The organism is Pleionea mediterranea (assembly GCF_003148745.1).
In the GTDB taxonomy this organism is placed as follows: Bacteria; Pseudomonadota; Gammaproteobacteria; order Enterobacterales; family Kangiellaceae; genus Pleionea; species Pleionea mediterranea.
The window spans coordinates 198,924-222,449 of record NZ_QGGU01000005.1 but is presented as its reverse complement, the minus strand read 5'-3'; the positions used below and the strand labels follow the sequence as shown (position 1 = coordinate 222,449).

Annotated in this window: 24 protein-coding genes; 15 read left to right on the top strand and 9 right to left on the bottom strand. The window is 44.9% G+C overall.

Features of this window, described 5'->3' with window-relative positions; genetic code table 11:
• Positions 1–5: 5 nt before the first annotated feature.
• The 11 genes from C8D97_RS08175 to C8D97_RS08125 all read left to right on the top strand — a co-directional run bounded on the left by C8D97_RS08175 (position 6) and on the right by C8D97_RS08125 (position 12,171).
• Positions 6–1,523, top strand: a complete 1,518-nt coding sequence (locus tag C8D97_RS08175; RefSeq protein ID WP_109763274.1) for an NAD(P)H-hydrate dehydratase — start codon at positions 6–8, stop codon at positions 1,521–1,523.
• Between the two features lie 11 nt (positions 1,524–1,534).
• Positions 1,535–2,002, top strand: a complete 468-nt coding sequence (tsaE, locus tag C8D97_RS08170; protein WP_109763273.1) for a tRNA (adenosine(37)-N6)-threonylcarbamoyltransferase complex ATPase subunit type 1 TsaE — start codon at positions 1,535–1,537, stop codon at positions 2,000–2,002.
• A 262-nt stretch (positions 2,003–2,264) separates the two neighbouring features.
• The gene (locus tag C8D97_RS08165; protein ID WP_109763272.1) at positions 2,265–3,578 is read left to right on the top strand and encodes an N-acetylmuramoyl-L-alanine amidase; all 1,314 of its coding nucleotides are present in this window, start codon (positions 2,265–2,267) and stop codon (positions 3,576–3,578) included.
• Positions 3,579–3,580: 2 nt separating this feature from the next.
• Positions 3,581–5,542, top strand: coding sequence for a DNA mismatch repair endonuclease MutL (gene mutL, locus C8D97_RS08160; protein ID WP_109763271.1), 1,962 nt, complete (start codon positions 3,581–3,583; stop codon positions 5,540–5,542).
• The gene (gene miaA, locus C8D97_RS08155; RefSeq protein WP_109763270.1) at positions 5,542–6,480 is read left to right on the top strand and encodes a tRNA (adenosine(37)-N6)-dimethylallyltransferase MiaA; all 939 of its coding nucleotides are present in this window, start codon (positions 5,542–5,544) and stop codon (positions 6,478–6,480) included. The genes mutL and miaA overlap by 1 nt, the downstream gene beginning before the upstream one ends.
• A 186-nt stretch (positions 6,481–6,666) precedes the next feature.
• A complete protein-coding gene (hfq, locus tag C8D97_RS08150; RefSeq protein WP_109763269.1) occupies positions 6,667–6,930 on the top strand; it encodes an RNA chaperone Hfq in 264 nt (87 codons plus the stop codon).
• Positions 6,931–7,039: 109 nt separating this feature from the next.
• Positions 7,040–8,332 (top strand): ribosome rescue GTPase HflX, encoded by a 1,293-nt coding sequence (gene hflX, locus C8D97_RS08145; protein WP_109763268.1) that lies wholly within the window; start codon positions 7,040–7,042, stop codon positions 8,330–8,332.
• A 66-nt stretch (positions 8,333–8,398) separates the two neighbouring features.
• The gene (gene hflK, locus C8D97_RS08140) at positions 8,399–9,421 is read left to right on the top strand and encodes an FtsH protease activity modulator HflK (RefSeq protein ID WP_109763267.1); all 1,023 of its coding nucleotides are present in this window, start codon (positions 8,399–8,401) and stop codon (positions 9,419–9,421) included.
• Complete coding sequence (gene hflC, locus C8D97_RS08135) at positions 9,421–10,311, top strand: protease modulator HflC (RefSeq protein WP_109763266.1); 891 nt, start codon at positions 9,421–9,423, stop codon at positions 10,309–10,311. The genes hflK and hflC overlap by 1 nt, the downstream gene beginning before the upstream one ends.
• A 132-nt stretch (positions 10,312–10,443) precedes the next feature.
• Entirely contained in the window at positions 10,444–10,641 is a 198-nt protein-coding gene (locus C8D97_RS08130) for a DUF2065 domain-containing protein (protein WP_210204891.1), read from the top strand.
• A gap of 231 nt (positions 10,642–10,872) precedes the next feature.
• A complete protein-coding gene (locus C8D97_RS08125; protein ID WP_109763265.1) occupies positions 10,873–12,171 on the top strand; it encodes an adenylosuccinate synthase in 1,299 nt (432 codons plus the stop codon).
• A gap of 134 nt (positions 12,172–12,305) precedes the next feature.
• Here the strand turns inward: C8D97_RS08125 and C8D97_RS08120 are convergent, their stop codons facing one another.
• Both C8D97_RS08120 and C8D97_RS08115 read right to left on the bottom strand, forming a co-directional pair.
• Positions 12,306–13,118 (bottom strand): hypothetical protein, encoded by an 813-nt coding sequence (locus tag C8D97_RS08120; protein ID WP_109763264.1) that lies wholly within the window; start codon positions 13,116–13,118, stop codon positions 12,306–12,308.
• 459 nt (positions 13,119–13,577) lie between these two features.
• Positions 13,578–14,810 carry a hypothetical protein gene (locus tag C8D97_RS08115; RefSeq protein ID WP_109763263.1) on the bottom strand — a complete coding sequence of 411 codons (1,233 nt, stop codon included), beginning with the start codon at positions 14,808–14,810 and terminating at the stop codon, positions 13,578–13,580.
• 178 nt (positions 14,811–14,988) lie between these two features.
• Between C8D97_RS08115 and C8D97_RS08110 the strand changes: the two genes are divergently transcribed.
• The 4 genes from C8D97_RS08110 to C8D97_RS08100 all read left to right on the top strand — a co-directional run bounded on the left by C8D97_RS08110 (position 14,989) and on the right by C8D97_RS08100 (position 17,174).
• On the top strand, positions 14,989–15,192 hold the full coding sequence (locus tag C8D97_RS08110) for a hypothetical protein (RefSeq protein WP_109763262.1): 204 nt from the start codon (positions 14,989–14,991) through the stop codon (positions 15,190–15,192).
• A gap of 18 nt (positions 15,193–15,210) precedes the next feature.
• Positions 15,211–15,351 carry a hypothetical protein gene (locus C8D97_RS18155; protein ID WP_170115191.1) on the top strand — a complete coding sequence of 47 codons (141 nt, stop codon included), beginning with the start codon at positions 15,211–15,213 and terminating at the stop codon, positions 15,349–15,351.
• A 1,037-nt stretch (positions 15,352–16,388) separates the two neighbouring features.
• On the top strand, positions 16,389–16,787 hold the full coding sequence (locus tag C8D97_RS08105; protein WP_109763261.1) for a DUF2784 domain-containing protein: 399 nt from the start codon (positions 16,389–16,391) through the stop codon (positions 16,785–16,787).
• A gap of 81 nt (positions 16,788–16,868) precedes the next feature.
• Positions 16,869–17,174, top strand: coding sequence for a hypothetical protein (locus C8D97_RS08100; RefSeq protein ID WP_109763260.1), 306 nt, complete (start codon positions 16,869–16,871; stop codon positions 17,172–17,174).
• Positions 17,175–17,257: 83 nt separating this feature from the next.
• Here the strand turns inward: C8D97_RS08100 and panC are convergent, their stop codons facing one another.
• The 7 genes from panC to dksA form a co-directional block, all read right to left on the bottom strand.
• Positions 17,258–18,112 (bottom strand): pantoate--beta-alanine ligase, encoded by an 855-nt coding sequence (gene panC / locus C8D97_RS08095; protein ID WP_109763259.1) that lies wholly within the window; start codon positions 18,110–18,112, stop codon positions 17,258–17,260.
• A gap of 81 nt (positions 18,113–18,193) precedes the next feature.
• The gene (panB, locus tag C8D97_RS08090) at positions 18,194–18,991 is read right to left on the bottom strand and encodes a 3-methyl-2-oxobutanoate hydroxymethyltransferase (protein ID WP_109763258.1); all 798 of its coding nucleotides are present in this window, start codon (positions 18,989–18,991) and stop codon (positions 18,194–18,196) included.
• A gap of 131 nt (positions 18,992–19,122) precedes the next feature.
• Positions 19,123–19,785: a deoxynucleoside kinase gene (locus C8D97_RS08085; protein WP_245411417.1), complete on the bottom strand. Its 663-nt coding sequence runs from the start codon at positions 19,783–19,785 to the stop codon at positions 19,123–19,125.
• Positions 19,782–20,258, bottom strand: a complete 477-nt coding sequence (gene folK / locus C8D97_RS08080) for a 2-amino-4-hydroxy-6-hydroxymethyldihydropteridine diphosphokinase (RefSeq protein WP_109763375.1) — start codon at positions 20,256–20,258, stop codon at positions 19,782–19,784. Before folK ends, C8D97_RS08085 begins: the two co-directional genes overlap by 4 nt.
• A 25-nt stretch (positions 20,259–20,283) precedes the next feature.
• Positions 20,284–21,657 carry a polynucleotide adenylyltransferase PcnB gene (gene pcnB / locus C8D97_RS08075; RefSeq protein ID WP_170115190.1) on the bottom strand — a complete coding sequence of 458 codons (1,374 nt, stop codon included), beginning with the start codon at positions 21,655–21,657 and terminating at the stop codon, positions 20,284–20,286.
• A 136-nt stretch (positions 21,658–21,793) separates the two neighbouring features.
• The gene (gluQRS, locus tag C8D97_RS08070) at positions 21,794–22,699 is read right to left on the bottom strand and encodes a tRNA glutamyl-Q(34) synthetase GluQRS (RefSeq protein ID WP_109763256.1); all 906 of its coding nucleotides are present in this window, start codon (positions 22,697–22,699) and stop codon (positions 21,794–21,796) included.
• A 33-nt stretch (positions 22,700–22,732) separates the two neighbouring features.
• The gene (dksA, locus tag C8D97_RS08065; RefSeq protein ID WP_109763255.1) at positions 22,733–23,185 is read right to left on the bottom strand and encodes an RNA polymerase-binding protein DksA; all 453 of its coding nucleotides are present in this window, start codon (positions 23,183–23,185) and stop codon (positions 22,733–22,735) included.
• Positions 23,186–23,526: the final 341 nt, after the last annotated feature.

Genomic DNA, 23,526 nt, shown 5'->3' with positions numbered 1-23,526 from the left:
TATGCATGGGGGATCCCAATCGACTCTACACCGCCGAGCAAATAAAGCAGCTTGAGCAGTTCTACGCCCGTTTTCATGATGGCGCTACCTACCCGTTAATGGAACGTGCGGGTGCGGTTGTTTATAACGAAATGCGCGACGGTTGGCCGGAGCTGCGTAAAATATTAGTGGTGTGTGGTAAAGGCAATAATGGTGGTGATGGTTTTGTGGTTGCCCGCCTTGCTGCCATGGCAGGGTTAACCGTAACTGTCGCGTTAATGCCCGGCGCCGACTCGCCAAAAGACGATGCCGAGCGGGCATTCTTGCGATTAAAAACCACCGGTGTTGTGCCTGTTGACTGGCACGAGTCCTTGCTGCAGGAACATGAGTTGGTGGTCGATGCGCTGTTGGGGACGGGCGTTAAAGGCGAGGTTCGTGAGCACTATGCCAATGCCATCCATGCCATTGCGCGATCACATAAACCGGTAATTTCCGTGGATGTACCTAGTGGTTTAAATGCCGACACCGGCGCTATTGGTGGTTGTGCAATTCATGCCGACGTCACCGTTACTTTTATTGGTTTAAAACGAGGTTTGTTCACCGGCCTTGCGGCGGATTATTGCGGCCGAATAGTTCTAAACGATCTGAAATGCGGCAAAGGGGTTTTCTCACTGGTGAAGTCGGGATGTCAGCGTTATCACTATCACGATGGTGAACGACTGCTGGCGCCAAGGCGTAAAACCGCCCATAAAGGTTTTAATGGTCATACTCTGGTCATTGGTGGTGTGCCCGGTTTCGCCGGTGCCGCACGAATGTGCGCCGAGGCGGCGGCCAGAACAGGTTCGGGGCTGGTATCTCTGCTTACCCATCCGCAGCACGCCGATGTTATCGGTTTGCAGTGTCCAGAAATCATGTGCCACTCGGCGTCGGATAATGCCTCCAAAGAAGGGCTGCATTATTTACTCGATTCCGCCAATGTTATTGCCATAGGTCCTGGGCTTGGTCGATTTAAATGGGGCCGAAATCTGGTAGCGGTGATCGAAGATTTTGTTCAGTCCTCCAAGGCAAAGAGCGATCTGGTGACGATATGGGACGCTGATGCGCTTAATATACTTGCTGATCGACCGGTAAAAATGGCCCGTCGGATCATTACGCCGCATCCTGGTGAAGCGGCCAGACTGCTTGGCGAATCTGTGTCACAGGTGCAGTCGGATCGATTTGCCAGCTGTCAGAAGTTAATTGATCGATACGATGGTGTTTGCTTGCTAAAAGGGCCGGGAACGCTTATTGGCGAAGGCAGTCAGATGAATATTGTTAATGCCGGTAATCCGGGCATGGCCAGTGGCGGCATGGGCGATATTTTAACCGGTATTATCGCCGGACTGGTGGCGCAGGGCATTTCACCCTTTGATGCGGCCCGTCTTGGCGCTGCCATTCATGGTGAAGCGGCAGAGCTGGCAGTGACACAAACCGAACAAAGAATGGAGAGAGGCTTGTTAGCCACCGATCTTTTCCCTTATATTCGCCAACTGGTTAATCCATAGGTGTTTTACAGGTGTTAAACAAGTCATTTCATTTAGCAAACGCTGAACAAACTGAACAACTGGGCGCAGCTCTCGGCAGTGCCTTGCAAAGTCGTGGTCTGGTGTTTCTGGTGGGCGAGCTGGGTGCCGGAAAAACAACACTGGTACGAGGCTTACTGCGTCATATGGGGTTTACCGGCAGCACCAAAAGCCCTACCTACACGCTGGTTGAACCCTATGAGTTCGATGAGCATAAAGTTTACCACTTCGATCTCTATCGTCTGGCCGATCCCGAAGAGCTGGAATACATAGGTATTGATGAATATTTAACCGAAGCATCGGCACTGTCGTTAATCGAATGGCCAGAAAAGGGTGGTAACTGGTTGCCTGAGCCACACATTCGGGTGGAATTAAGTTATGATAAGGATCAGCGACAAGCCACCATCATCAGTCAGCATCAAGCATTGCTTGAAAAAGTTTCGGTAGCGTTTGAACAGTAAATTTATATCGGTAAATTAATACCGGTAAATCAATACAGGTACAACAGAATCGGTACAACAGAACCTAATGGTTTTACGACGGTCTTAGAATCGGGCTGTTTTAACGTTGAGTGGTTGCCGGTTTTGTCCTTGAGAATGTTATAAACAGTTTATAAAAAAGCGGTTAATAAAAATAACTATACAAAAAAGCAGCGTGAAAGGTGGTCGGTATTAATATTAAAATAATCCGATCTTATTCAATACCATAAAACAGCAGTCGGTTATGGGATATAAAACAGTAAAACTATTTCTATTTACCCTGATAGGGTTAACGCTACTATCCTGGGTTGGTCAGGCAAATGCCGCTAAAATTAAGAGTATGCGATTCTGGCAATCGCCCGATTCCACTCGTGTGGTGCTCGATCTTTCGGAGCCCGCAAAACACAGTATCTTTACTTTAAGCGATCCTCACCGAATGGTGATTGATTTAGCGAAATCCAATTTAAATTTTGATCCCGCCGATCTGGAAATTAAATCCGACATAGTTAAACGCGTTAGAACCAGCGAAAAAGATGACTCGGTTCGTGTGGTACTCGACTTAAAAAAGAAAGCCAAATTTAATTCTTTCACATTGACGCCGTTTCAAAATTACGGGCATCGGTTGGTGGTTGATTTAACCAATGAATCGAAACAGGATGAACCGGTTAAACATAAAACACAGCCGTCCTCAGGTAAACGGGATATTGTTGTGGCGATAGATGCTGGACACGGTGGTGAAGATCCTGGTGCTATTGGCCGTAAAGGCACGCGCGAAAAAGACATCGCTTTAAAAGTCGCCAAGCAACTGGCCGGCATGGTGGATAAAGAGCCCGGAATGAAATCGGTATTAATCCGAAAAGGGGATTATTTTGTCAGTCTGGTTAAACGTACTCAAATAGCCCGTCAGCATCAGGCGGACATTTTTATTTCGTTCCATGCCGATGGTTTTCATGACCATCGGGCAAAAGGGGCGTCGGTGTGGGTGGTATCGCCAAAAGGCGCACAATCCGAAATGGGTCGTTGGCTTGAGCAACGGGAAAATGAGTCGGATTTGCTCGGTGGCGTTGAAAGCTTAAGTAATAAAGATCCGTTATTGGCACAGGTATTACTCGATCTGTCGACCACCTATTCGGTCAGTGCCAGTCTCGATGCCGCCAGCGAAGTACATCGTTACCTCAGTCGTTCGGTTCCCAAAATGCATAAAAAGCGCGTTGAGCGTGCGGGCTTTGTGGTGTTAAAGATGCCGGATATTCCCGCGATGCTGGTGGAGATGGCTTTTATTTCAAACCCGTCGGAAGAATCCTTACTCAATACTTACAAACACAGACGCACATTGGCGACTTCGGTATTTCAGGGGCTGAAAAGTTATTTTAAACAAAACCCGCCCGATGGCACCCGTTACGCTGCAGTAAACCCTTCCCATTATGTTATTCGAGGGGGCGATACTCTGTCGGAGATCGCCAGTCGCTTTAATGTTTCTTTGAGTAAGTTGCGCAAAACCAACAACATTAACGGCGATAAAATACGCGTCGGACAACGCTTACAAATTCCTCGCTAATTATGGATCGGATCCATTCATTAGACACTCAGCTGACCAATCAGATTGCTGCAGGTGAGGTGGTTGAGCGCCCGGCTTCGGTGGTTAAGGAGCTGGTTGAAAATTGCATAGATGCTGGCGCCAGACGAGTGGAAGTGGATATTGAACGCGGCGGTGCCCGGCTAATTCGCATTCTTGACGATGGCCGCGGCATTCACAAAGATGATCTGGCACTAGCCTTAACCCGTCATGCCACCAGTAAAATTAAAAGTTTTAATGATCTCTGTGCGGTAAAAAGTTTAGGTTTTCGCGGTGAAGCACTTGCCAGTATCGCGTCTGTGTCACGGTTATTATTGCGCAGTCGTCAGGCGGATGCCGAGTTAGGTTGGCAGGCAGTGGCCGAAGGGCGCGATATGGCTGTTAAAGTCACACCAGCCGCTGCCGTTACCGGAACCTGTATTGAAGTGCGGGATTTATTTTATAACACGCCGGCCAGACGAAAATTTTTGCGCACAGAAAAAACCGAATTCACGCACATTGAAGATACGGTTAAACGTGAAGCCCTGGCTAATCCGGAAGTGGCCTTTGTATTAAAGCACAATGGTAAAATCATTAAGCGTTATCCGGCCGCAAAATCGTTTGAGCATTTGCAGGAAAAGTTAAAGCTGGTGTGTGGTCGAGGCTTCAGTCAGCAGGCGTTATATTTTCACAGTGATCTGGACGAACTCAGCATTAAGGGCTGGTTGGGCAGTCCGCAACATCATCGTAGTGAATCCGACAATCAGTTTATTTTTATTAATGGTCGGCCAGTAAAAGATCGGCTGTTAAGTCACGCCATTCGCCAAAGTTACACCGGCAGAATTCCGCAAGGGCGGTTTGCTTCTTATGCCATTTATATACAATGTCCGGCGAATGAAGTGGATGTCAATGTGCATCCAACCAAACACGAAGTGCGTTTTCGAAATCCACGACAGATCCATGACTTTCTGGTGAAGTTGATTGAAGAATGTTTGTCGGGATCAACCAGTATGCTGGATAACACTTCGATGAACTCGACAACGTCATTCGAACAGCAGTCGGCGCAGAGCGGCAGCCAGTCTTATTCTGACGGGCAAGCTCAGTCTGATTCAGGGCAGTCTAATTCAGGAAAGACCTATTCAGGACAAGCTTTCTCAAGACAGGTTTATGCTCATTCAAAAGACGGTTATTCCGCAAGTGAAAATTGTCAGCGCATTGCCGAGCAGCACAATGCTTATCAGCAAATGTCATCGGTTTCTGAGCAGTCTAGTGTCAATAAAAATAGCCAGTCGTTCAATTTAAATCAGACCTTATGGAAACAGCGTTATTGGGTGTTACCCGAATCAGAAACCATATCCATTGTTGATGCCTGGTCTTGGTATCTTAACTGGATGGCATCACGCTGGCTTTTAAATTGCCAGAGTAAACCCTTGTTAATTCCGCAAATGTTAACCGTTAAGCACAGTGAGGATTTTGAAAATCCGGCATTATTTGATGTCTTTAAACAAGCGGGTATCGAGTTGACGCCAGCGGGCGCAACTCAGGTGATGGTGCGGCAGTTACCTCTGTTAATGGCAGATGCTTCAACCACCGAACAAGCGTTTCCATTACCCGCGAATCATTGGCTAACAGCCTTGCAAAGCTTATTGCAGCAGCGACTGCCATTTTCTGAAAAACAGATGCCGTCTAACGCATCGGTTCAAACATCCCCTACGCCGAACACCCATTCTGCTGCTGATGAATCGGCAGCGACCAGCACTGAGGTTGAACATCGGGCAAATCAGTTAAAACAGCAAATACTGAAGCACTTGCAGTCCCTCGATAATACAGAGACGCCCTCAAGAGATGATCGCCAATGGTTGCAGAATTGGGTGCAGCATCAGGTTGCCGAAGGCGCCGACTGGCGACCTTTTGCTTTTTCAATCAGTGAGTCGTCATTATTGTCGAAGCTGGGGCAGGTGCATTAATGCAACATGCCGATAAACCGGTTATCTGTGTTATGGGGCCAACCGCTTCCGGTAAAACCAGTTTGGCGATTGAATTATGTGAACGATTAAACGGTGAGATCATCAGCGTTGATTCGGCTTTAATTTACCGCGGCATGGATATAGGCACCGCCAAGCCAAGCGATGATGAGCAACAACAGGCGAAACATCATCTGATTGATATTTGCGATCCTTCACAATCTTACTCGGCGGCACAATTTCGTAATGATGCATTGGCGTTAATCGAACAAATTTATCAGGCGGGCAAGTGGCCAATATTGGCAGGCGGCACCATGTTGTATTTTAAAACATTGATTCAGGGGATCGCCGAATTGCCCGCCACCGATGACAATGTTCGTGAACAGGTCTGTCAGGTGTTACATGACAAAGGCAGTGAGCATTTGCACCAATGGCTCACCGAAGTGGATCCCGAATCTGCCAAACGATTGCACCCCAATGATCCACAGCGATTATCCCGTGCTCTGGAAGTGTTTTTGATCAGCGGTAAACCTTTGTCACATTTTCATCAACAACAATCATTGAACCGATTTCCTTACGCCTTGTCTCAATTTGCCATAGCCCCAGAAGATCGAGCGGTGTTGCACCAACGAATTGAGCAACGGTTTGATGCCATGTTGCAACAAGGTTTTGAGCAAGAAGTAAAAGCGCTTTATCAGCGCGGTGATTTAACGACCGATATGCCGTCGATTCGATGCGTCGGTTATCGCCAGATGTGGGCTTATTTAGCGGGCGAATGTTCTCTGGATGAAGCCCGGTTTCGTGGCATCGTTGCAACGAGGCAACTGGCGAAACGGCAGTTTACCTGGCTAAGAAGTTGGAGTGATTTGACCTGGCTTGATTCGTTAGCACAAAATAATGCGCAACGAGTATTGAAAATACTGGGTAATATCTCCATATAGCAGTTTCGTAAAGGCATGCTACACTATTTAAGAGAGTGCAGTGTGCTGATTGATTAAAGAGTTTTCAAGCGCCTGATTTTTCGCTCTTTTTTTGCCAAATTTTTGGGCTTTTTTATGTCTGCAAGCACCCTGACCATAAATAATCAGGGACATTGAATAAATAATAACATTACAAGGAGAATTACCATGCCAAAAGGGCAATCTCTACAAGACCCTTTCTTAAATGCTTTACGCAGAGAACGCGTTCCAGTCGCGATTTATCTGGTAAATGGCATTAAGTTACAGGGACAGGTTGAGTCATTTGATCAATTCGTTGTGTTGTTAAAAAACACCGTTAGCCAAATGGTTTATAAGCACGCTATTTCTACGATTGTCCCAACGCGCAATGTTCGTTTGCCGCACACTGGTGAAAACGGCAACAGTGAAGACGACTTCGGTAATAACGAGTAATTTCTTTATTAAAGATTGGCAAGGTAATACTGGTGCAATGCGCTAGCATTGCCTTGTCGTTTAGTGTCACAATCCATCCATTCAAAACCACCACAGGTAATTCCTTTTAGTGTTTGATAGATATCAAGGCGGTGAGCGTGCAGTTCTGGTTCATGTCGATTTTCCCGATCAAAACAGTCAGGAAGACTTAACCGAATTTGTTGATCTCACAACTTCCGCTGGCATCGAAATTTTGTCGATCGTGACCACCAGTCGATCATCACCCCAGCCGAAATATTTTGTCGGTACCGGTAAAATTGATGAAGTGGCGCAAATAGTGGCGGATGAAAAAGCCGATGTGGTGCTGTTTAATCATTCTCTGTCGCCGTCTCAGGAACGTAATATTGAGCAACTGGCCAAGTGCCGGGTGGTGGATCGAACCGGATTAATCCTTGATATTTTTGCCCAGCGAGCTTTTACCCACGAGGGTAAGCTGCAGGTCGAACTGGCGCAGTTACAGCACCTTTCAACCCGACTGGTTCGCGGTTGGACTCACCTTGAGCGACAAAAAGGCGGTATTGGATTACGTGGACCGGGTGAAACACAGCTGGAATCGGATCGTCGATTACTACGGGATCGCATTAAAACCATTCAGAAGCGATTGCAAAAAGTTGAAAAGCAGCGCGAACAGGGGCGTCGTTCTCGCAAACGCGCCAACATTCCAACCGTATCGCTGGTGGGTTACACCAATGCCGGTAAGTCGACCTTATTTAACCGGCTGACCGAAGCCGGCGTACTGGCCGAAGATAAATTGTTTGCCACCTTGGATCCCACGCACCGAAAAATTGCCCTGAACGATCATCAGTCGATTATTATGGCCGATACGGTTGGTTTTATCCGTCATCTACCCCATGATCTGGTGGCTGCGTTCAAGGCGACTTTGCAGGAAAGCCGCGAAGCGGACATTTTGTTACACGTTATTGATGCATCGGATGAGCGCAGAGAAGATAATAAAGAGCAGGTGTACTTGGTGCTGAATGAGATTGAAGCAACCGATGGCACAATTGTTGAGGTCTACAACAAGTCTGATAAAGTAGAAGGCTTGGGTGCCCGTGCCGAAAAAGATCCGGAAACCGGCCGGTATCGGGTGTATTGCTCGGCCGTCACTGGCGATGGGCTAAAGCCGTTGCTTGAAACCATAGCTTCCCTGTTATCGCTGGAGTGGAAGCAAACCCGATTATTACTCGATGGTTCACAAATGGCTCTACGCGGACAGCTTTATGATTTAAGCTGTGTTGAGCACGAAGATATCACCGAGCAGGGCGAGTTTGTACTGGATATCAAGCTACCGCTGTCAGACTGGAAACGATTAGCACGAAAGAACCAGATTGATTTAGAAGCGATGGAGCAGGCAAAAGATTGATTCTTGCCGCCTCCATCCTTACAATTTTCAACAGTTTTACAACTTAAACTAATACTGGAGAACGATATGACCTGGAATTCACCGGGCGGTAATAAAGATCCTTGGGGCGATCGCAAAAAGCAGGACGGACCCCCAGACATTGATGAAATGGTTAAAAACCTCTGGAAAAAAGTATCCGGCGGTAACGGTGGTGGGTCATCGAGCAGTGGCAGTGCCAAGCCTTTTGTTATTATCGGCTTAATTGTGCTGGTGTTGTTTTGGGGCTTTAAAGGCCTTTACACCATCAATGAGCAGGAGCGCGGTGTTGTGCTTCACTTTGGTGAGTTTAAAGAAATTGTTGGCTCGGGTTTAACCTGGGTGCCTTACGGCATCGAAAAAGTGCTTAAAGTGAACGTCAACAAATTACAGGAAAAGCGCGTTCAGGGCGTTATGCTGACCAAAGATTTGAATATCATCGATGTTGAAATTGGTATTCAGTACCGTGTTGATAATCCGCAAGAGTATCTGTTTGAGTTATCAACCCCCGATACCACTTTGCAGCAAGCCGCCGAAAGTGCTTTACGCCAGGTGGTGGGTGACAGTCAGGTAGACGCGCTACTAACCACGGAAAAAGAACGTATTCGTATTGAGCTGCAACAGGAGCTGGTAAAAATTCTTGATGTGTACAAAGCCGGCTTAAAAGTTGAGCAGGTTACGCTTGAAAAAGCCGCGCCCCCTAAAGCACTAAACGATGCTTTTGAAGATGTGAACAGAGCAGAGCAAGACGCCAAGCGTGAAATTCAAAACGCAGAAGCCTATCGCAATAAAGAAATTCCTTACGCTCGTGCCAACGCTGAAGAAATGCGACAAAAAGCTGAAGCTTACAAAGCAAAAGTTACCGCACAGGCGAATGGTGAAGTGTCGCGATTCCAACAGCTGTTGCCACAGTATGAAGCCGCACCAAGGGTTACTCGTGATCGACTTTATATTGATGCCATCGAGCAGATATTAAGCAGCTCAACCAAAGTGATGGTTGACGTAGAGGGTGGTAATAACATGATGTACCTGCCGCTTGATCAACTGATGAAAAAGCAGAAGGAGAATAACTAATGCAAGGTAAAGGTTTTTGGATTGGCATATTAGCCCTTGTTGTTCTGCTTGCCGGTATTAACTCGGTGTATGTGATTGATGAATCGCAACGCGCTCTAAAGCTTCGCTTTGGTAAAGTGCTGCGAAATGCAGAAGACAATACACCTGTGGTTTATGCACCGGGCATCCATTTTAAATGGCCTATGGCAGATTCCATCATTCGTATTGATGCACGTGTGCAGTCGATGGACGGTGATCCGGACGTGTTCACCACATCAAATAAACAGTTTCTTGATGTGGACACCTACGTTCAATGGCGCGTTGATGATTTCTCTCAGTTTTACTTACGTACCAATGGTCAGTTCCGTCAGGCGGAATCATTCCTGGAACGTCTTGTGGACAATGGTTTGCGTGATCAGTTTGGTCAGCGAACGTTACAGGAGTCAATTTCTGAGCAACGTGAAGAATTGATGAATGAAATTCGTGAAGACGTGAATGAACGTGTACCCGAGTACGGCATTGAAGTGGTTGATATTCGAGTTAAGAAGGTTAACTACACTTCAAAAGTTGTTACTCAGGTGTACGAGCAAATTAAGTCGGAGCGTAAAGCAACCGCCATTGATATCCGCTCACAAGGCCAGAAAGAAGCGAATATTTTACGGGCAAAAACCGATGCCGATGTGCAGCGTATTCTGGCAGAAGCTGATGAGTACGCCCGTACCACTCGCGGTAAAGCCGATGCAGAAGTGGCAAAAACATACGCCAACACTTACAACAAAAACCCAGAGTTCTATGCGTTTTTGCGCAGCCTCGACGCGTATAAAGCATCGTTTAACAGTAAAGACGATGTGTTGGTGATTAAACCGGACAGTGAGTTTTTCAAGTATTTGAAAAACAGCAACAAACAATAATTGCTTTCCGGTAACCGGTTGTACTCAACTTATGATTGCAGCCATTGATAAAAAAACCCGATGTTTTGCATCGGGTTTTTTTATGGCAGCGGTTTACGCTTAGATTCAACTTCAACGAATTGGAAAATGTCTATGCAAGATTTATACGTGGCACTGGCGCTGGTTTTAGTGATTGAAGGCATTATGCCGTTTGTCAGTCCAGAAAAATGGCGCGTCACCGTGATCATGATTGCCCAGCAATCGGATAAGGTCATCCGCATGATAGGGCTAGGCGCCATGTTGCTCGGACTGCTATTGGTTACCCTGTTACGCAGTGGTAGCGCTACCTAAGTCTGATGTTAATGGAATCATTCGGCCGGGATTGCATCGCCGAAGAATTCTCATGTTGTACAACCAATCTATGCAAGTGATTGTTTCGTTTAGCTTTAGCAATAAAAACGCTTATCAGACGAGTTTCTCTGGGGGATCAGCATTGTGAATGACGGTCAATAGAGGTAAAATTCGCCGTTTGGTTTTCCGCTTCGGCAACGAAGCCGTTTAAGAAATGGCATAAATCACGTTATGGCTAAGAATGTTGTTGTATTAGGCACCCAATGGGGTGATGAAGGTAAAGGCAAGGTCGTTGATCTGCTAACCGATCGTGTGTCGGGTGTTGTGCGCTACCAAGGTGGTCATAACGCAGGTCATACGCTGGTGATCGACGGTGAAAAAACCGTATTGCATCTGATCCCATCTGGCGTACTGCGCGAAGGCGTTATGTGTTACATCGGCAATGGTGTTGTGCTGTCTCCCGAAGCGTTAATGGAAGAAATCCATATGCTGGAAGCGCGTAATGTTCCCGTGCGTGATCGATTGCGCATCAGCGCGGCATGTACCTTAATTCTGCCTTACCACATTAAGCTGGATCAGGCGCGTGAAGCCGCCAAAGTTGGCGATAAGAAAATTGGTACCACCGGTCGTGGTATTGGTCCGGCCTACGAAGATAAAGTGGCACGCCGCGGACTTCGTGTGGACGACCTGTTCTATCCCGAGCGATTAAAAGAAAAGCTCGAAGAAGTGCTGGAATACCACAACTTTGTGCTGGAAAACTACTTTAAAACCGACAAGCTCGATGTTGAAACCTTGTATCAACAATGTTTGGACTGGGCAAAAGAGATTAAGCCTCTAGTAACCGATGTGCCAGAGCGTTTACACGAAGAGCGCGCCAAGAATCACTCGTTGTTGTTTGAAGGTGCACAGGGAACGCTGCTGGATATCGACCACGGAACTTTCCCGTTTGTAACCTCATCCAATACCACCGCAGGTGGCACAGCAACCGGCAGTGGTTTTGGACCGCTGTATCTGGATTATGTGCTTGGTATCACCAAAGCTTACACCACACGTGTTGGTGGCGGACCATTCCCTACCGAGTTGCACGACGACATTGGTAAGCGACTGGCTGAAAAAGGCCATGAGTTTGGTGCAACCACTGGCAGACCACGACGTTGTGGCTGGCTCGACGCTGTGGCATTACGACGTGCGGTACAAATCAACAGTGTCTCCGGTTTGTGTTTAACCAAACTTGATGTGCTGGATGGTTTGGAAACCGTTAAAATTTGCACCAGCTACACCTGCCCCGAAAACGGAGAAGTAAAAGTGACTCCCGTTGGCGCAGAAGGTTTTGCGAAAATGAAGCCTAACTATATTGAGCTTGATGGCTGGAACGACAATACCTTTGGTGTGCAGTCTTACGATGAATTACCCCAGGCCGCCAAAACCTTTATTGCAAAAATAGAAGAAGTGGTTGGCGTGCCGGTGCATATTATTTCAACCGGGCCGGATCGCAAAGAAACCATAATTTTGCAAAATCCATTTGAATAATATTTTTCGAATAAATTCTATAAATTAGAATTAAGCGTTAATAAAAAAGGCCGAGTACTCGGCCTTTTTTATTGAGCGACAGTTGTCGTTTATAAATTTTCTTAACCTGCGCTCAAATAAGTTTTAATACCTTTCTATTGCTGGGGCGGGTAAGCCGTATCCAGATAAGGTCTTAGTGGTTCAAGCGGTGTGGTTTGTACCGTGCCGAACTCATCTTCATAGCGAATTTGAAAATTATGTTCTTCTAATCCATCTGGGTGAGTAAATGTATCAATGTCGATGCCGACAGCATTATAACGGTGGTATTCTTCTGGTGTAAAAGGCGCTGGCAAATAAAGAGTACGTTCACCATTACCTAACCAGTTGGTTTCTACCTTAAAGCCCTGTCCTTGATAGCTGGACTGAGCACGTTTAAATAAACGTAAAATCAATCGTTCGTTATCTACAGTGACAGCATTGGTGTCAGCCAAACGATTTGGCGAAACATCTTCAAGAATTCCATTAGCGTCCAATATTTGATAACCAAAACTCATTTCTGGATGATTGATATTGCTTTGATGTTCAACAATAAACAAACGAACATTAATTTGTGACTGTGGTGTTATGGGTTGCGGAGCATCTACTTCAATTGCCACTTGTTTGTAAACCCAAGCACCGTTCACAACACCGCGATAAGTACCCGAACTGTTTAATGTTAAATTATTAACGATTAAATCTGTGGCATTAGGAAAAGCTAATTGCAGGCGAGTAATTTTCATCTCAGGATCAAAGTCAGAGTTTTCGGCACGAACAACAATTTTTTCCAATCCATTTAAATCAAGGCCAGGATATACGGTGGTTGCTGTGTGGCTCGGTGCAAATACTTCATAATTAAAAACGTCGGCTTGAGCCAAAGTGCTGCAAGCGGATACGATGAATATCGCGCTAGTTTTTACCCATTTATTCATAAATATTCTCCTTAGGTTAATGTTTGTCCAATGGCATCAAGCCAAAGGCGATGGGATCATACGTTAAAGGAAAAATTGTTTTCAATAAAAACAATATCTCGTAAAGAGGTTCTTATGAACTCTTGATTGTTATCATTAATGTATTTGTCATGAGAGGGTGTTAGCTATAGAAGGAAAGTTATTCCAGATAACAACTAATTGCACACGGTAAGACAGATTGTCGTAAGTATTCGATCTGCAGGCAGTCGCTTGCGCTTAATAAAAAATCATGGCATTTTACCTGTATGAATTAAAGAGCTTAGGCATAGGAAGTGATTTAGAAAAGTACTCGACTGTTACTGGTATAAAGTAAGCTTTGTAGTAAGTAGTATTGTCAAAAAGTCGAATAAGTTATGTGCCTTCTCTTCTGTTATGGGTGGCATTCTATACTTATATTAACCAGAATGGTAAAATATAATCCTAACGCTTCATCGACTTCATTACCCTATCAAACATATTATCACTTGTATTTATCTCTTTATTTCTCATCGGAGTAAATGGATCTTTAAGTTTCATTAAATATTCTTTAGTAGAAACGCTGTCCATGAATGCTTCGTCAATTACTGGCCTTACAGCTTGTTCTAATTCTAATTGAAACTCGAGATGTTCTTCTTTAGTTAATAATACGCTAATTAGCACCTGAATTTCGTAACGTATATCAGTAGGGTCGGATATTATTATATCAACTGGGAATGATAACTCCTGATAAGAAGGACTTTTCTTCAAAAACGCTCTTAACTTCGTCAATCGCATTCGTGTCTTATGGCTACTGGTGAAAGTGAATTCACTGAGCTTGCTTCCATAATGATAAGAATCCAAAAGCTTCCTAATTAAGTTTTGATCGAACTGAGTAGTTCGTACCTTTGAGGAAAAAGTACTCTGTTCATATTGTGCAAAATTTAAGTAATAAGATAGCGACAAAGTAAACTCAATCAGTATCTTTTCAGTGTATCTTTCCTGCTCTGATTCAGAAAGGTCTAATGGCATAGCTCCATTATCAAGTTCATCAAGAAACGCATCGTCGAAGATGGCTTCTAACACACCTTCAGAATGGATATTTGAATAATAGACATACGCAATACTTCTATAGCAAACGTCATGTTTTGTTACGAATGCATTAATAATTGAGGATTGTTTTAATGCCTTAATTAATATATCTATGCAGACCGAGAGGTTTCTTCGAAACATCCCACATAAGAGCGATAGTAATCCCACGTGATCAGGGACGTTATTTAAAGACTCGCTTACTATACAGTCTAATTTTGTACTTTTTTTTGATGACCCATTAAGTGAAGTGAGATATTTTCTTGCGATCCTCACGCCATTTTTCTTAAACTCCAGAACTTCCTTTAGAAAGCTTTCAAATTCCACGGTTTCACTGATTTCAAATGTGACATCTTGGTAAGTGAGTCCTTTGTAATTGTATTTTAGACCGTTATTTAGGAGGTTATGAACATAGTATCTCTCAACAAATAAATCATACAAATCCCTGATTTCGTTGCCAAGATCCATACCTGCCTCAGTGAACAACTCTGATAAAGCTTGGTACACCTTTTTATCTGCAGAGATTACAAATCTAGACGGCTCCATATTCGCTATCGAAATTTTCCGCTTTCGGGGAGAATATGCCTTTTTTCTTGAATTAGAATCCATAACGAATTAATTTATCCTGGAATATGCCCTAAGTAGCTGTTTTCTATGGTAATTATAATATGATAAATATCATTAAAAGCATTCTAACACAGTACAATGGAATTCCTGCAAAGCTTCTGGTGTATCACATGGAAATTGCAGTGCGTTCATTATTAACAAATTTGATGGAGGATGCTTTATGTCACTAAAGAGTTTTTTGGATCTGGGTGGTGAAGTCTTTGATAGCATTTTTGACGGTAAAATTACTAATCTGCTTGATCTTACAGAGCGCGGTCAAAAGCAGCAAGGCTATACCGATGAAAGCGGATACTGGACTGAGCGAGGTTATCAACGTGCTACCTCTGACGATCTAGATCTAATTTCTGGCATTTTGGACGATTAACTTATAGGAGGGAGACTTATGTCAACATGCACTTCATGTGATGGGGATGGTTGTACTGATTGCGAAGGAACAGGTGATGATCGAGGAGTCGATATCTACGCTGAAGATGAAGACTTTTATGAGGATGACTATTATGACGATGACACAGATGACGATTGATTCTGCTTCCACACTATAGTTTAGCGTTTAAATCTTTCCCCTCTGTACTTTGGTAAATCTATAGTACAGAGGGTAGTTTTGACAGTTTCTTATAAGTTAAGTTGGATCTTCTTTGTTCTATTCGGTGTCTTATTGGCATCACAAGGGTTATCGCAGCTTTTGGAAATGACACTTCTTGTCCTTTTCAATTGCCGTATAAAATCCTTTGATGCGCTAATAGATTTTTAAATGAGTTCATATATCAATACTCTAAGTTGTTACGGTGGACCACTTAGATAACCATGCCAATTAATTTGTGTGTAAAGTCGCTAAATTCTATGGGTCTAGCCGTGCTCGCTCATCTTTAGTAAAAAAGATATCCAGGAAAAATCCTAACTGTCGATGGGATGTGGGCTCTGTTGCTTCAATCACCTTCTTCTTCCAGCCTCGTTTTGGCTCAATCTGGTTTACTAAAGTCCTGATAGGCTCGATTCGGGAGGGAAAAAGATAAGGCAGGTAAGGGGTCAAGCCTATTGTATGCTCCTTAGTGAGTGCAAATGGTTTGGCTTTTTTGCTGTTGAGACAGCAAGCGAAGTAAACGCTTTATTGAAGGAAAATAACAGGACAGCCTGATCTTCCCCACTAAATCCTGAATCTCAGTTCGAGTCTGACACATCGGGCAACTCAGTGGTAATAGGTTGTTTGTTCTAAATCGATGAGTGTTTCGCGAGCCCACGTCATAACCGATAATCTTTATCGAGTGTTTGTCCAGAGTAAACTATATCAATGGGTGTGAAAATAACCCTAGGAATGATAATTGTTATTTTTGCCTACGTCATTAATATGATTTACTTGCATAAGGTTAGTTCACTTCGCTGTCCAAAGTGTAGAAAGCCTGTAATGACGAAAGCAGACTTTCCTGATGAAAGTCTTATTGGAATGAAATCGTATGAAAAATGCTACTTTTGTAGGCATGCACTTGAAAAGTAACTCTACTCATTCGTTTTAATTAAAAGCTATAAATAGTTTCTAAAGTCTTTTTCGATAGGTAAATAAATATGACAAACAAAACGCTGTTATTAATTTTGGCTGATGCTATTTTAATTCTACATGTATTGGTTGTCTGCTTTGTTGTACTTGGGCTTGTAGCTATTTACATTGGATGCTTTGTTAAATGGCAGTGGGTAAGAAACAGATTTTTTCGAATAATGCACTTGCTGGTGATTGGGTTTGTGGTTGTTCAGTCGTGGTTTGGTGCCATTTGTCCATTAACCATTTGGGAGATGGCGCTTAGAGAAGCCGCCAGCTCCAACACTTATTCCGGTTCTTTTATTCAACACTGGTTTCAAAGGCTGCTTTATTACAATGCCCCAGAATGGGTGTTTATAGTGGTATATACTGTTTTTGGTAGTCTGGTTTTGGCAAGCTGGTTTATTGTACCGCCGAAAAAAGAGTAAAGTAATCTCTTTTAATATATAAGAAAAATGTTTTGGTATAAGATTTAATTGGCTGTAACTTCCAGACGTGGAACTATGTTTATGAAAATAACCCTAGAAATATTTATTAATAAAATGGTACTTAGTGGGGAGCCGGGCAGTATTTCTGTTACACCTGAAAAGCCATTTTCAACATCCCGGTTGTTGGTGGGCGATTTTGACGTGGCGGAACAATGTTTAAACAATGCGGCTGATAAACTTGGGATTAAGGGGCTATTTAAATCAAAGCCAAGTGTGGTTGTAAAGCCACGTGAGTTAATTGATGGCGGTATTTCTCCAGTAGAACAGCGTGTTTTTAGAGAGCTTGCTTTCTCCATTAACGCCAGACAAGTTGAGGTTGTTGTTTAGCGTTTTTATTTAGATGTACTGATCTCTTTATGGGGTCTTGCAAATTATGCGGACTTGCAAAATTTTTGTCCGATTAATTTTATTTATTTTAAAAACACTTCCTGATTATCGATTAGCCTTGGTTTTCCCAGCCACGCGGCTGCAGCAATAAGTAGTTGTTTATCATTTTTTATGGCTGGCTCCAGATCATCGGTTCGAACAATGCTAAAGTAATCCACTTTAAAACCATCGTTTTCGAGTTGTTGCTTGGCGTGTCGAATAAGACCTGAAAAATTAGTGTCGCCGGCTTCAATTTGTTTTTGTGTGGCAATTATAATGGCTCGTAAATGGGCGGCTTTATCTTTTTCGGTTGATGATAAATATCCGTTGCGCGAACTCATGGCCAGGCCATTTTTCTCTCGCATTATGTCGCCGCCAACAATTTCAATGGGTAAGCTAAGGTCCTCAGTCATACGACGGATAACCATCAACTGTTGGAAATCTTTTTTACCAAAAATAGCGACATTTGGCTGAATGATATTAAATAAAATATTCACCACGGTGGTCACGCCAGTAAAATGCCCGGGTCGGCTGGCGCCACAAAGTTTATTGGTGAGACTGTCTATTACTTTAACGGTAGTGTGATGTTCTTTGCCCCTAGGATAAATCGTCTCATTCGTGGGTAAAAATAAAAAGTCGACGCCTTCATTGGTTAATTGCTGAGAATCCTTTTCCAGTGTACGAGGGTAGGCGCTGTAATCTTCATTCGGCCCAAACTGCAGTGGATTAACGTAAATACTAACAACCACAATATCCGCCTGTTGCTTCGCCTGATGCACCAGAGTTAAATGCCCTTCATGCAAATTACCCATGGTTGGTACAAAAGCAATGCGTTTGCCTTGCTGTTTTAGCGCGCGTAATTGTTGTTGTGCGTCCGTTTTATTGTTAAGTATTTGCATTTTATTTGGCTGGTATAAGTTAGTTACTTCTTTGATGTTAATACTGTAATAGGTGGTTTAAATCACTATTGTATTTATTGTTTAATCAAAGCTGTGTTCGGCGGTTGGGAATTTACGCTGCTTCACCTGCTCGGCGTATAACGATAAAGCCTCCAGCACATCACCCTGTGTTTCCTGCAAAAAGTTTTTCACAAACTTGGGTTTAAAGTCGACATTTAATCCGAGCATATCGTGCAATACCAGAACCTGAGCATCGCAATCTGCGCCTGCGCCTATGCCAATGGTAGGAATGCTCAGTTGCTGGGTCACTTTTTTCGCCAGTGCTGCAGGGACACATTCCATCACTAATAGACTCGCGCCGGCCTGTTCCAGCGCTTTGGCATCGTTGATCAGTTTTTCTGCGGCTGCATCGGTGCGCCCTTGTACTTTAAAGCCGCCTAAGGCATCAACCGACTGGGGCGTTAAACCCAGATGCGCACAAACGGGAATGCCGCGCTCGGATAATCCTTTAATGGTTTGTTTTAACCAGTCACCGCCTTCAAGCTTGACCATATTGGCGCCACTTTGCATCAGTAATGCTGCGTTGTGATAGGTTTGCTCTTCTGTAGCGTAACTCATGTAAGGCATGTCGGCGATCACCAGTGTTTTCTGGCTACCGCGTTTTACGCATTGCAGGTGGTAGCAGATATCATCCATGGTGACGGGTACGGTGGATTCTTGCCCCTGGATAACATTGCCCAGTGAATCACCTACTAAAATCACATCGATACCGGCTTTTTCTATTAACGCCGCAAAGGTTGCATCGTATGCAGTGAGCACAGCAAAGGGCTGTTGTTGCTGTTTTAAAGTTTGTAATGTGTGCAGCGTAATTTTTTTCATAATAAGTTCAGACCATTAATGCGTTAATACTGTTTGAAAAACGTTTAACGTTTTGTTTCCGGATTTTTTACTTGCTGTCTGTCGGTTCTTTTGATTGCTTTAGGTTATTTTAAAAACAATCGTTAACCGTTTTAAAGTACGGCTGGTTTTGGATTAAAGTAGTGTCGTCCGCTGCTGGTTTCTTCAATGCGCTCTAACAATTGTTGGTAATCGGTATGGCTTTCGACCAGATCGATGCCTGAAGCATTTACAATAAGCAGTGGTGAGCCCTGATAGTAATGGAAGAATTCCATATAGGCTTCGGAAATTTTTTGCAGATACTCTTTTGAAATTGGAAATTCGTATTGATGGGCGCGTTTGCGAATGCGATCGAGCAGAACATCCACCGGAGCCTGTAAATAGATCACCAGATCAGGCTGTGGTGTATCGATGGTTAAATTATCGTACACCTGCTGATATAAACTCATTTCGTCGGTATCGAGCGTCACTTGGGCAAACAGTTTGTCTTTATCCATCAAAAAGTCCGACACATAAGTGGAGATAAACATATCACTCTGTCGTAACTCTTTGAGTTGTTGCGCCCGTTGAAAAAGAAAAAATAATTGCGTTGGCAATGCGCCGCTTTTCGGATCTTGATAAAAGCGCGGTAAAAAAGGATTTTGCTCCGCGCCTTCAAGCAGTAACTCTGCCTGATAGTATTCTGCGAGTTTTCGCGCTAAGGTTGTTTTTCCTACCCCTATGGGGCCTTCGATGGCGATAAACTTTTTATTGCTGATATCGTTCTGGTTTGTCACGTTAACTTCTCGATTCCTGCTGAGCTGATGGCTGCTACACACGCTGATAAAGATTCGCCATCGGGTAATACCAGATCAGGCGCAATTTCTTGCAGCGGTAACAACACAAAGTTACGTTGTTTCATACCGTAGTGTGGCACTTTCAATTGTGGCAGGTCAACGGATTTATCGCCGTACAGCAGCAAGTCGAGATCCAGAGTTCTTGGCCCCCAACGCTCACCTTTGCGTACCCGCCCGTGATGATTCTCTATGGATTGCAGTGCACTCAGCAGCGCAAGAGGCGCAAGGTCTGTTGCCAGTTCTGCGACGGCATTGATGTAGTCATTTTGATCTTGTGGTCCCATGGGGGCCGAGCGGTAGAGGGATGATTGAGCGACGAGTTGGCAATGTTCCAGCGCATTCAGAGCGCCAAACGCCTGCTTAACCTGCTCTACAGGATTGGCCAAATTACTGCCGAGACCAATGTACGCCACTGTGCTCAAACGGTGCCTCCAACAATCAGGTGGGTTTGTTTTGTGGCCGGTTTTTGGCAGAGGGGCGCCGCCGGTTATTACGTCGTTTGCGGAAAGGTTTTTTCGACTTTAACGCTTCGGTCATGCTGCGTTGACCTTCACCGGAGGCTTCCTGAAAACGGGTCCACCAGCTGGCAACGGGATTCAGTTGCTCATCGGCATTGGCGCGCAGGACCAGAAAGTCGTAGGCGGCTCGAAACTTGGGGTGTTCAAGCAATTTAAACGACTTGTGATTGCGGTTTTCAAGCCGCGATTGCATCGACCAGATATCTCGCATCACCAGGGCAAAACGTTTGGGGATGGAAATGTACTGCGCCTGCTCGGTAATCACCTGACCCATGGCTTTGTGCATGGCGTCGTTATAGCTCATGCCCTGCTGTTGCAGTTCCTGTTGTCGATCAAGCAGTGGTTGCCACAAAAACACCGCGTAGAGGAAAGCTGGCGTAACCGGTTTATCCTGACGGGTTCGCTGGTCGGTACTGTCGAGAGCTGCGTTGATAAAGGTGAGCAATTGGTCATCGGTTGACTGCTTCAATGCCTTATCGGTGGCAGGCAGTAAATAGGGCAACAACTGATAATTCATCAATTGCGCAAAAGTGTCTTTGGCGTGACCGGCAAGCAGTAGCTTATGGCTTTCGTCCCACAATCGTGCGGCCGACACATGGCTCATTAAGCTGGCGTGCTTGCTGATGGGTTTAGCGGTCTGAGATTCGATAGTGAGCCCCAATTTGGTGGCCAGTCGAACCGCGCGCAGCATTCGTACCGGATCTTCTTTGTAACGCGTCAGCGGATCACCAATCAGACGCAGCTGGCGTTTTTTTAAATCGGCCAGTCCGCCGGTAAAATCTCTTACGGTAAAGTCATCACTGGAGTAATACAGGGCATTGACGGTAAAGTCGCGGCGGATGGCGTCATCTTCCAGCGAGCCGTAAACATTATCCCTTAATAACATGCCAGAAGCGTGTTGCTTGCCTTCATCGCTGGGGGCTGAGTGATTGGCGCGAAAGGTGGCCACTTCAATCACTTCGCGGCCAAATAAAATATGCGCCAGACGGAATCGGCGACCGATAAGGCGACAGTTCCGAAACAGCTTTTTAATTTCTTCCGGGGTTGCACTGGTAGCAATATCAAAATCTTTTGGGTGTAAACCGAGCAAAATATCGCGCACACCGCCACCCACCAGAAAGGCTTCGAAATTGGCACGGTGCAACCGGTTCAGTACCTTCAGTGCATTGGTGCTGATGTCTTTGCGAGACACGCAATGATCGCCACGTTCCAGCACAATAGGTTGTGCATTGCCCGCCGCATCATTTTTAGAAAACCATTTTTTCCAGATTTTATTGATCATTGTTGTACGCATCGTTTTATCAAGCAGCGGATCATACCAGTAACCGTGAGTATTGGAAGAGCATGAGGCGGCTATTGGTGGTAATTTGCACAGTGTTGACTGTACTGAACCGGTAATAAATGCAGTTTATGGTAAAAATGCTGGTTAATTAGACGTTAATGGCGGGTGTTTTTGGGATAGCCGAACGCTGCCAGTGATCTATTGCCCAGCGCAGCATTTGCTCGCAAGAGTCTGTTTTTAATTCAGCGGGAGGTTTTTGACCCAGAAAACACAATGCCTGAAACAACTGATCCTGAGCTTGTCCGGGCAGGATCGCCGGTGCGTAATTTTGCTTGCTGAGTTTGTCGCCGTTTTGATTAACTGCCAGTGGAATGTGCTGGTATTCCGGAGGGGTATGATTAAACAACTGAAACAGGCGCAACTGTTTTGGCGTTGAATCGAGCAGATCGGCACCGCGTACCACACAACTGATGCCTTGATCGATATCGTCGCAGACCACTGCGAGTTGATAGGCAAACAGGCCATCCCTTCGACGAATAATAAAATCTTCGCGTTGTTTGTCTGGCGATTCCTGTAAAGCCCCCATAATGGGATCAGCAAAGTCAGACGGATGATCCGACTGCTTCACCCGAATGGCACTGTCATTGGTGATGGGCCACTGTTGATCGCGGCAAACATTGAGATAAACACCGCCCGATTGTCGAATTTGTTTTCGGGTGCAGCGGCAGCCGTAGATCAACTGTTGCTGTTGTAATTGCTGGATGGCGGACTGATATCGGGCGCTGCGATCACTTTGGTAGATTACATCGCCATCCCAGTGCAGTTTGAAAGCTTCAAGGGTATGCAGGATATCGCTGGCGGCACCGGGTACTTCACGAGGGGGATCGAGATCTTCAATACGAACTAACCAACGACCCTGATGTGCTTTCGCGTCAACAAAACTGGCGACGGCGGCGACCAGAGAGCCAAAATGCAATCGGCCTGTTGGAGAGGGGGCGAAACGACCGATATAAGGTAAGTTCGATGGAGCGGAAGGCTGCGGGTTACTGTTCATTAAGTGAAAGGGTGCCGAAACACCCTTTTAGAATTACTTGCCCAGCTGTTTTTCTTTGATTTCAGCCAGCGTTTTGCAATCGATGCAAAGGTTTGCGGTGGGACGTGCTTCAAGACGGCGAACGCCAATCTCAACGCCACAGGATTCACAATAACCGTATTCTTCGTCATCAATTTCCTGAATGGAGCCTTTGATCTTTTTCAGCAGTTTACGCTCGCGATCACGGGTTCGAAGTTCCAGACTGAACTCTTCTTCCTGGCTGGCACGATCAACCGGATCTGGGAAGTTGGCCGCTTCGTCTTTCATATGGGTAACCGTGCGATCAACCTCTTCCATTAACTGTTTCTTCCAGGTTTCGAGGATATTACGAAAATGAGCGCGTTGATCCGCGTTCATGTACTCTTCACCTTTTTTCTCTTTATAAGGTGCTATCCCCAAATTACCCAGGGTTGTTGAAGTCGCTGCTTTTTCTGATTTTCGAGCCATTGACCGCTCCCAGCCTCATTCTTATGTTAATACGTCATTGTTGACGGGTGACCGCAGTTACAACCAAATTAAAGTCACTCGTGAATAACCATAGCCGCGGATCTATATCATAATTATAGTGCGGCAAACAGGCATTATGGGGATAAATTCCCGAAGTTCAAGTTTTATTGTTCGCTTGCTGAATTGTTGTACATTAGTGCACAAAAATAGCGTTTAATTGGTGAATTAACGCGCAAAGCCTTGTGGAAGCGCTCGTTTGAATAAATCAGTTAGCCTGGGCTTATTACCAATTTTTATGAAAAGTCATAGGTTATAGTGGTCAGACAATATAACTATAGGTC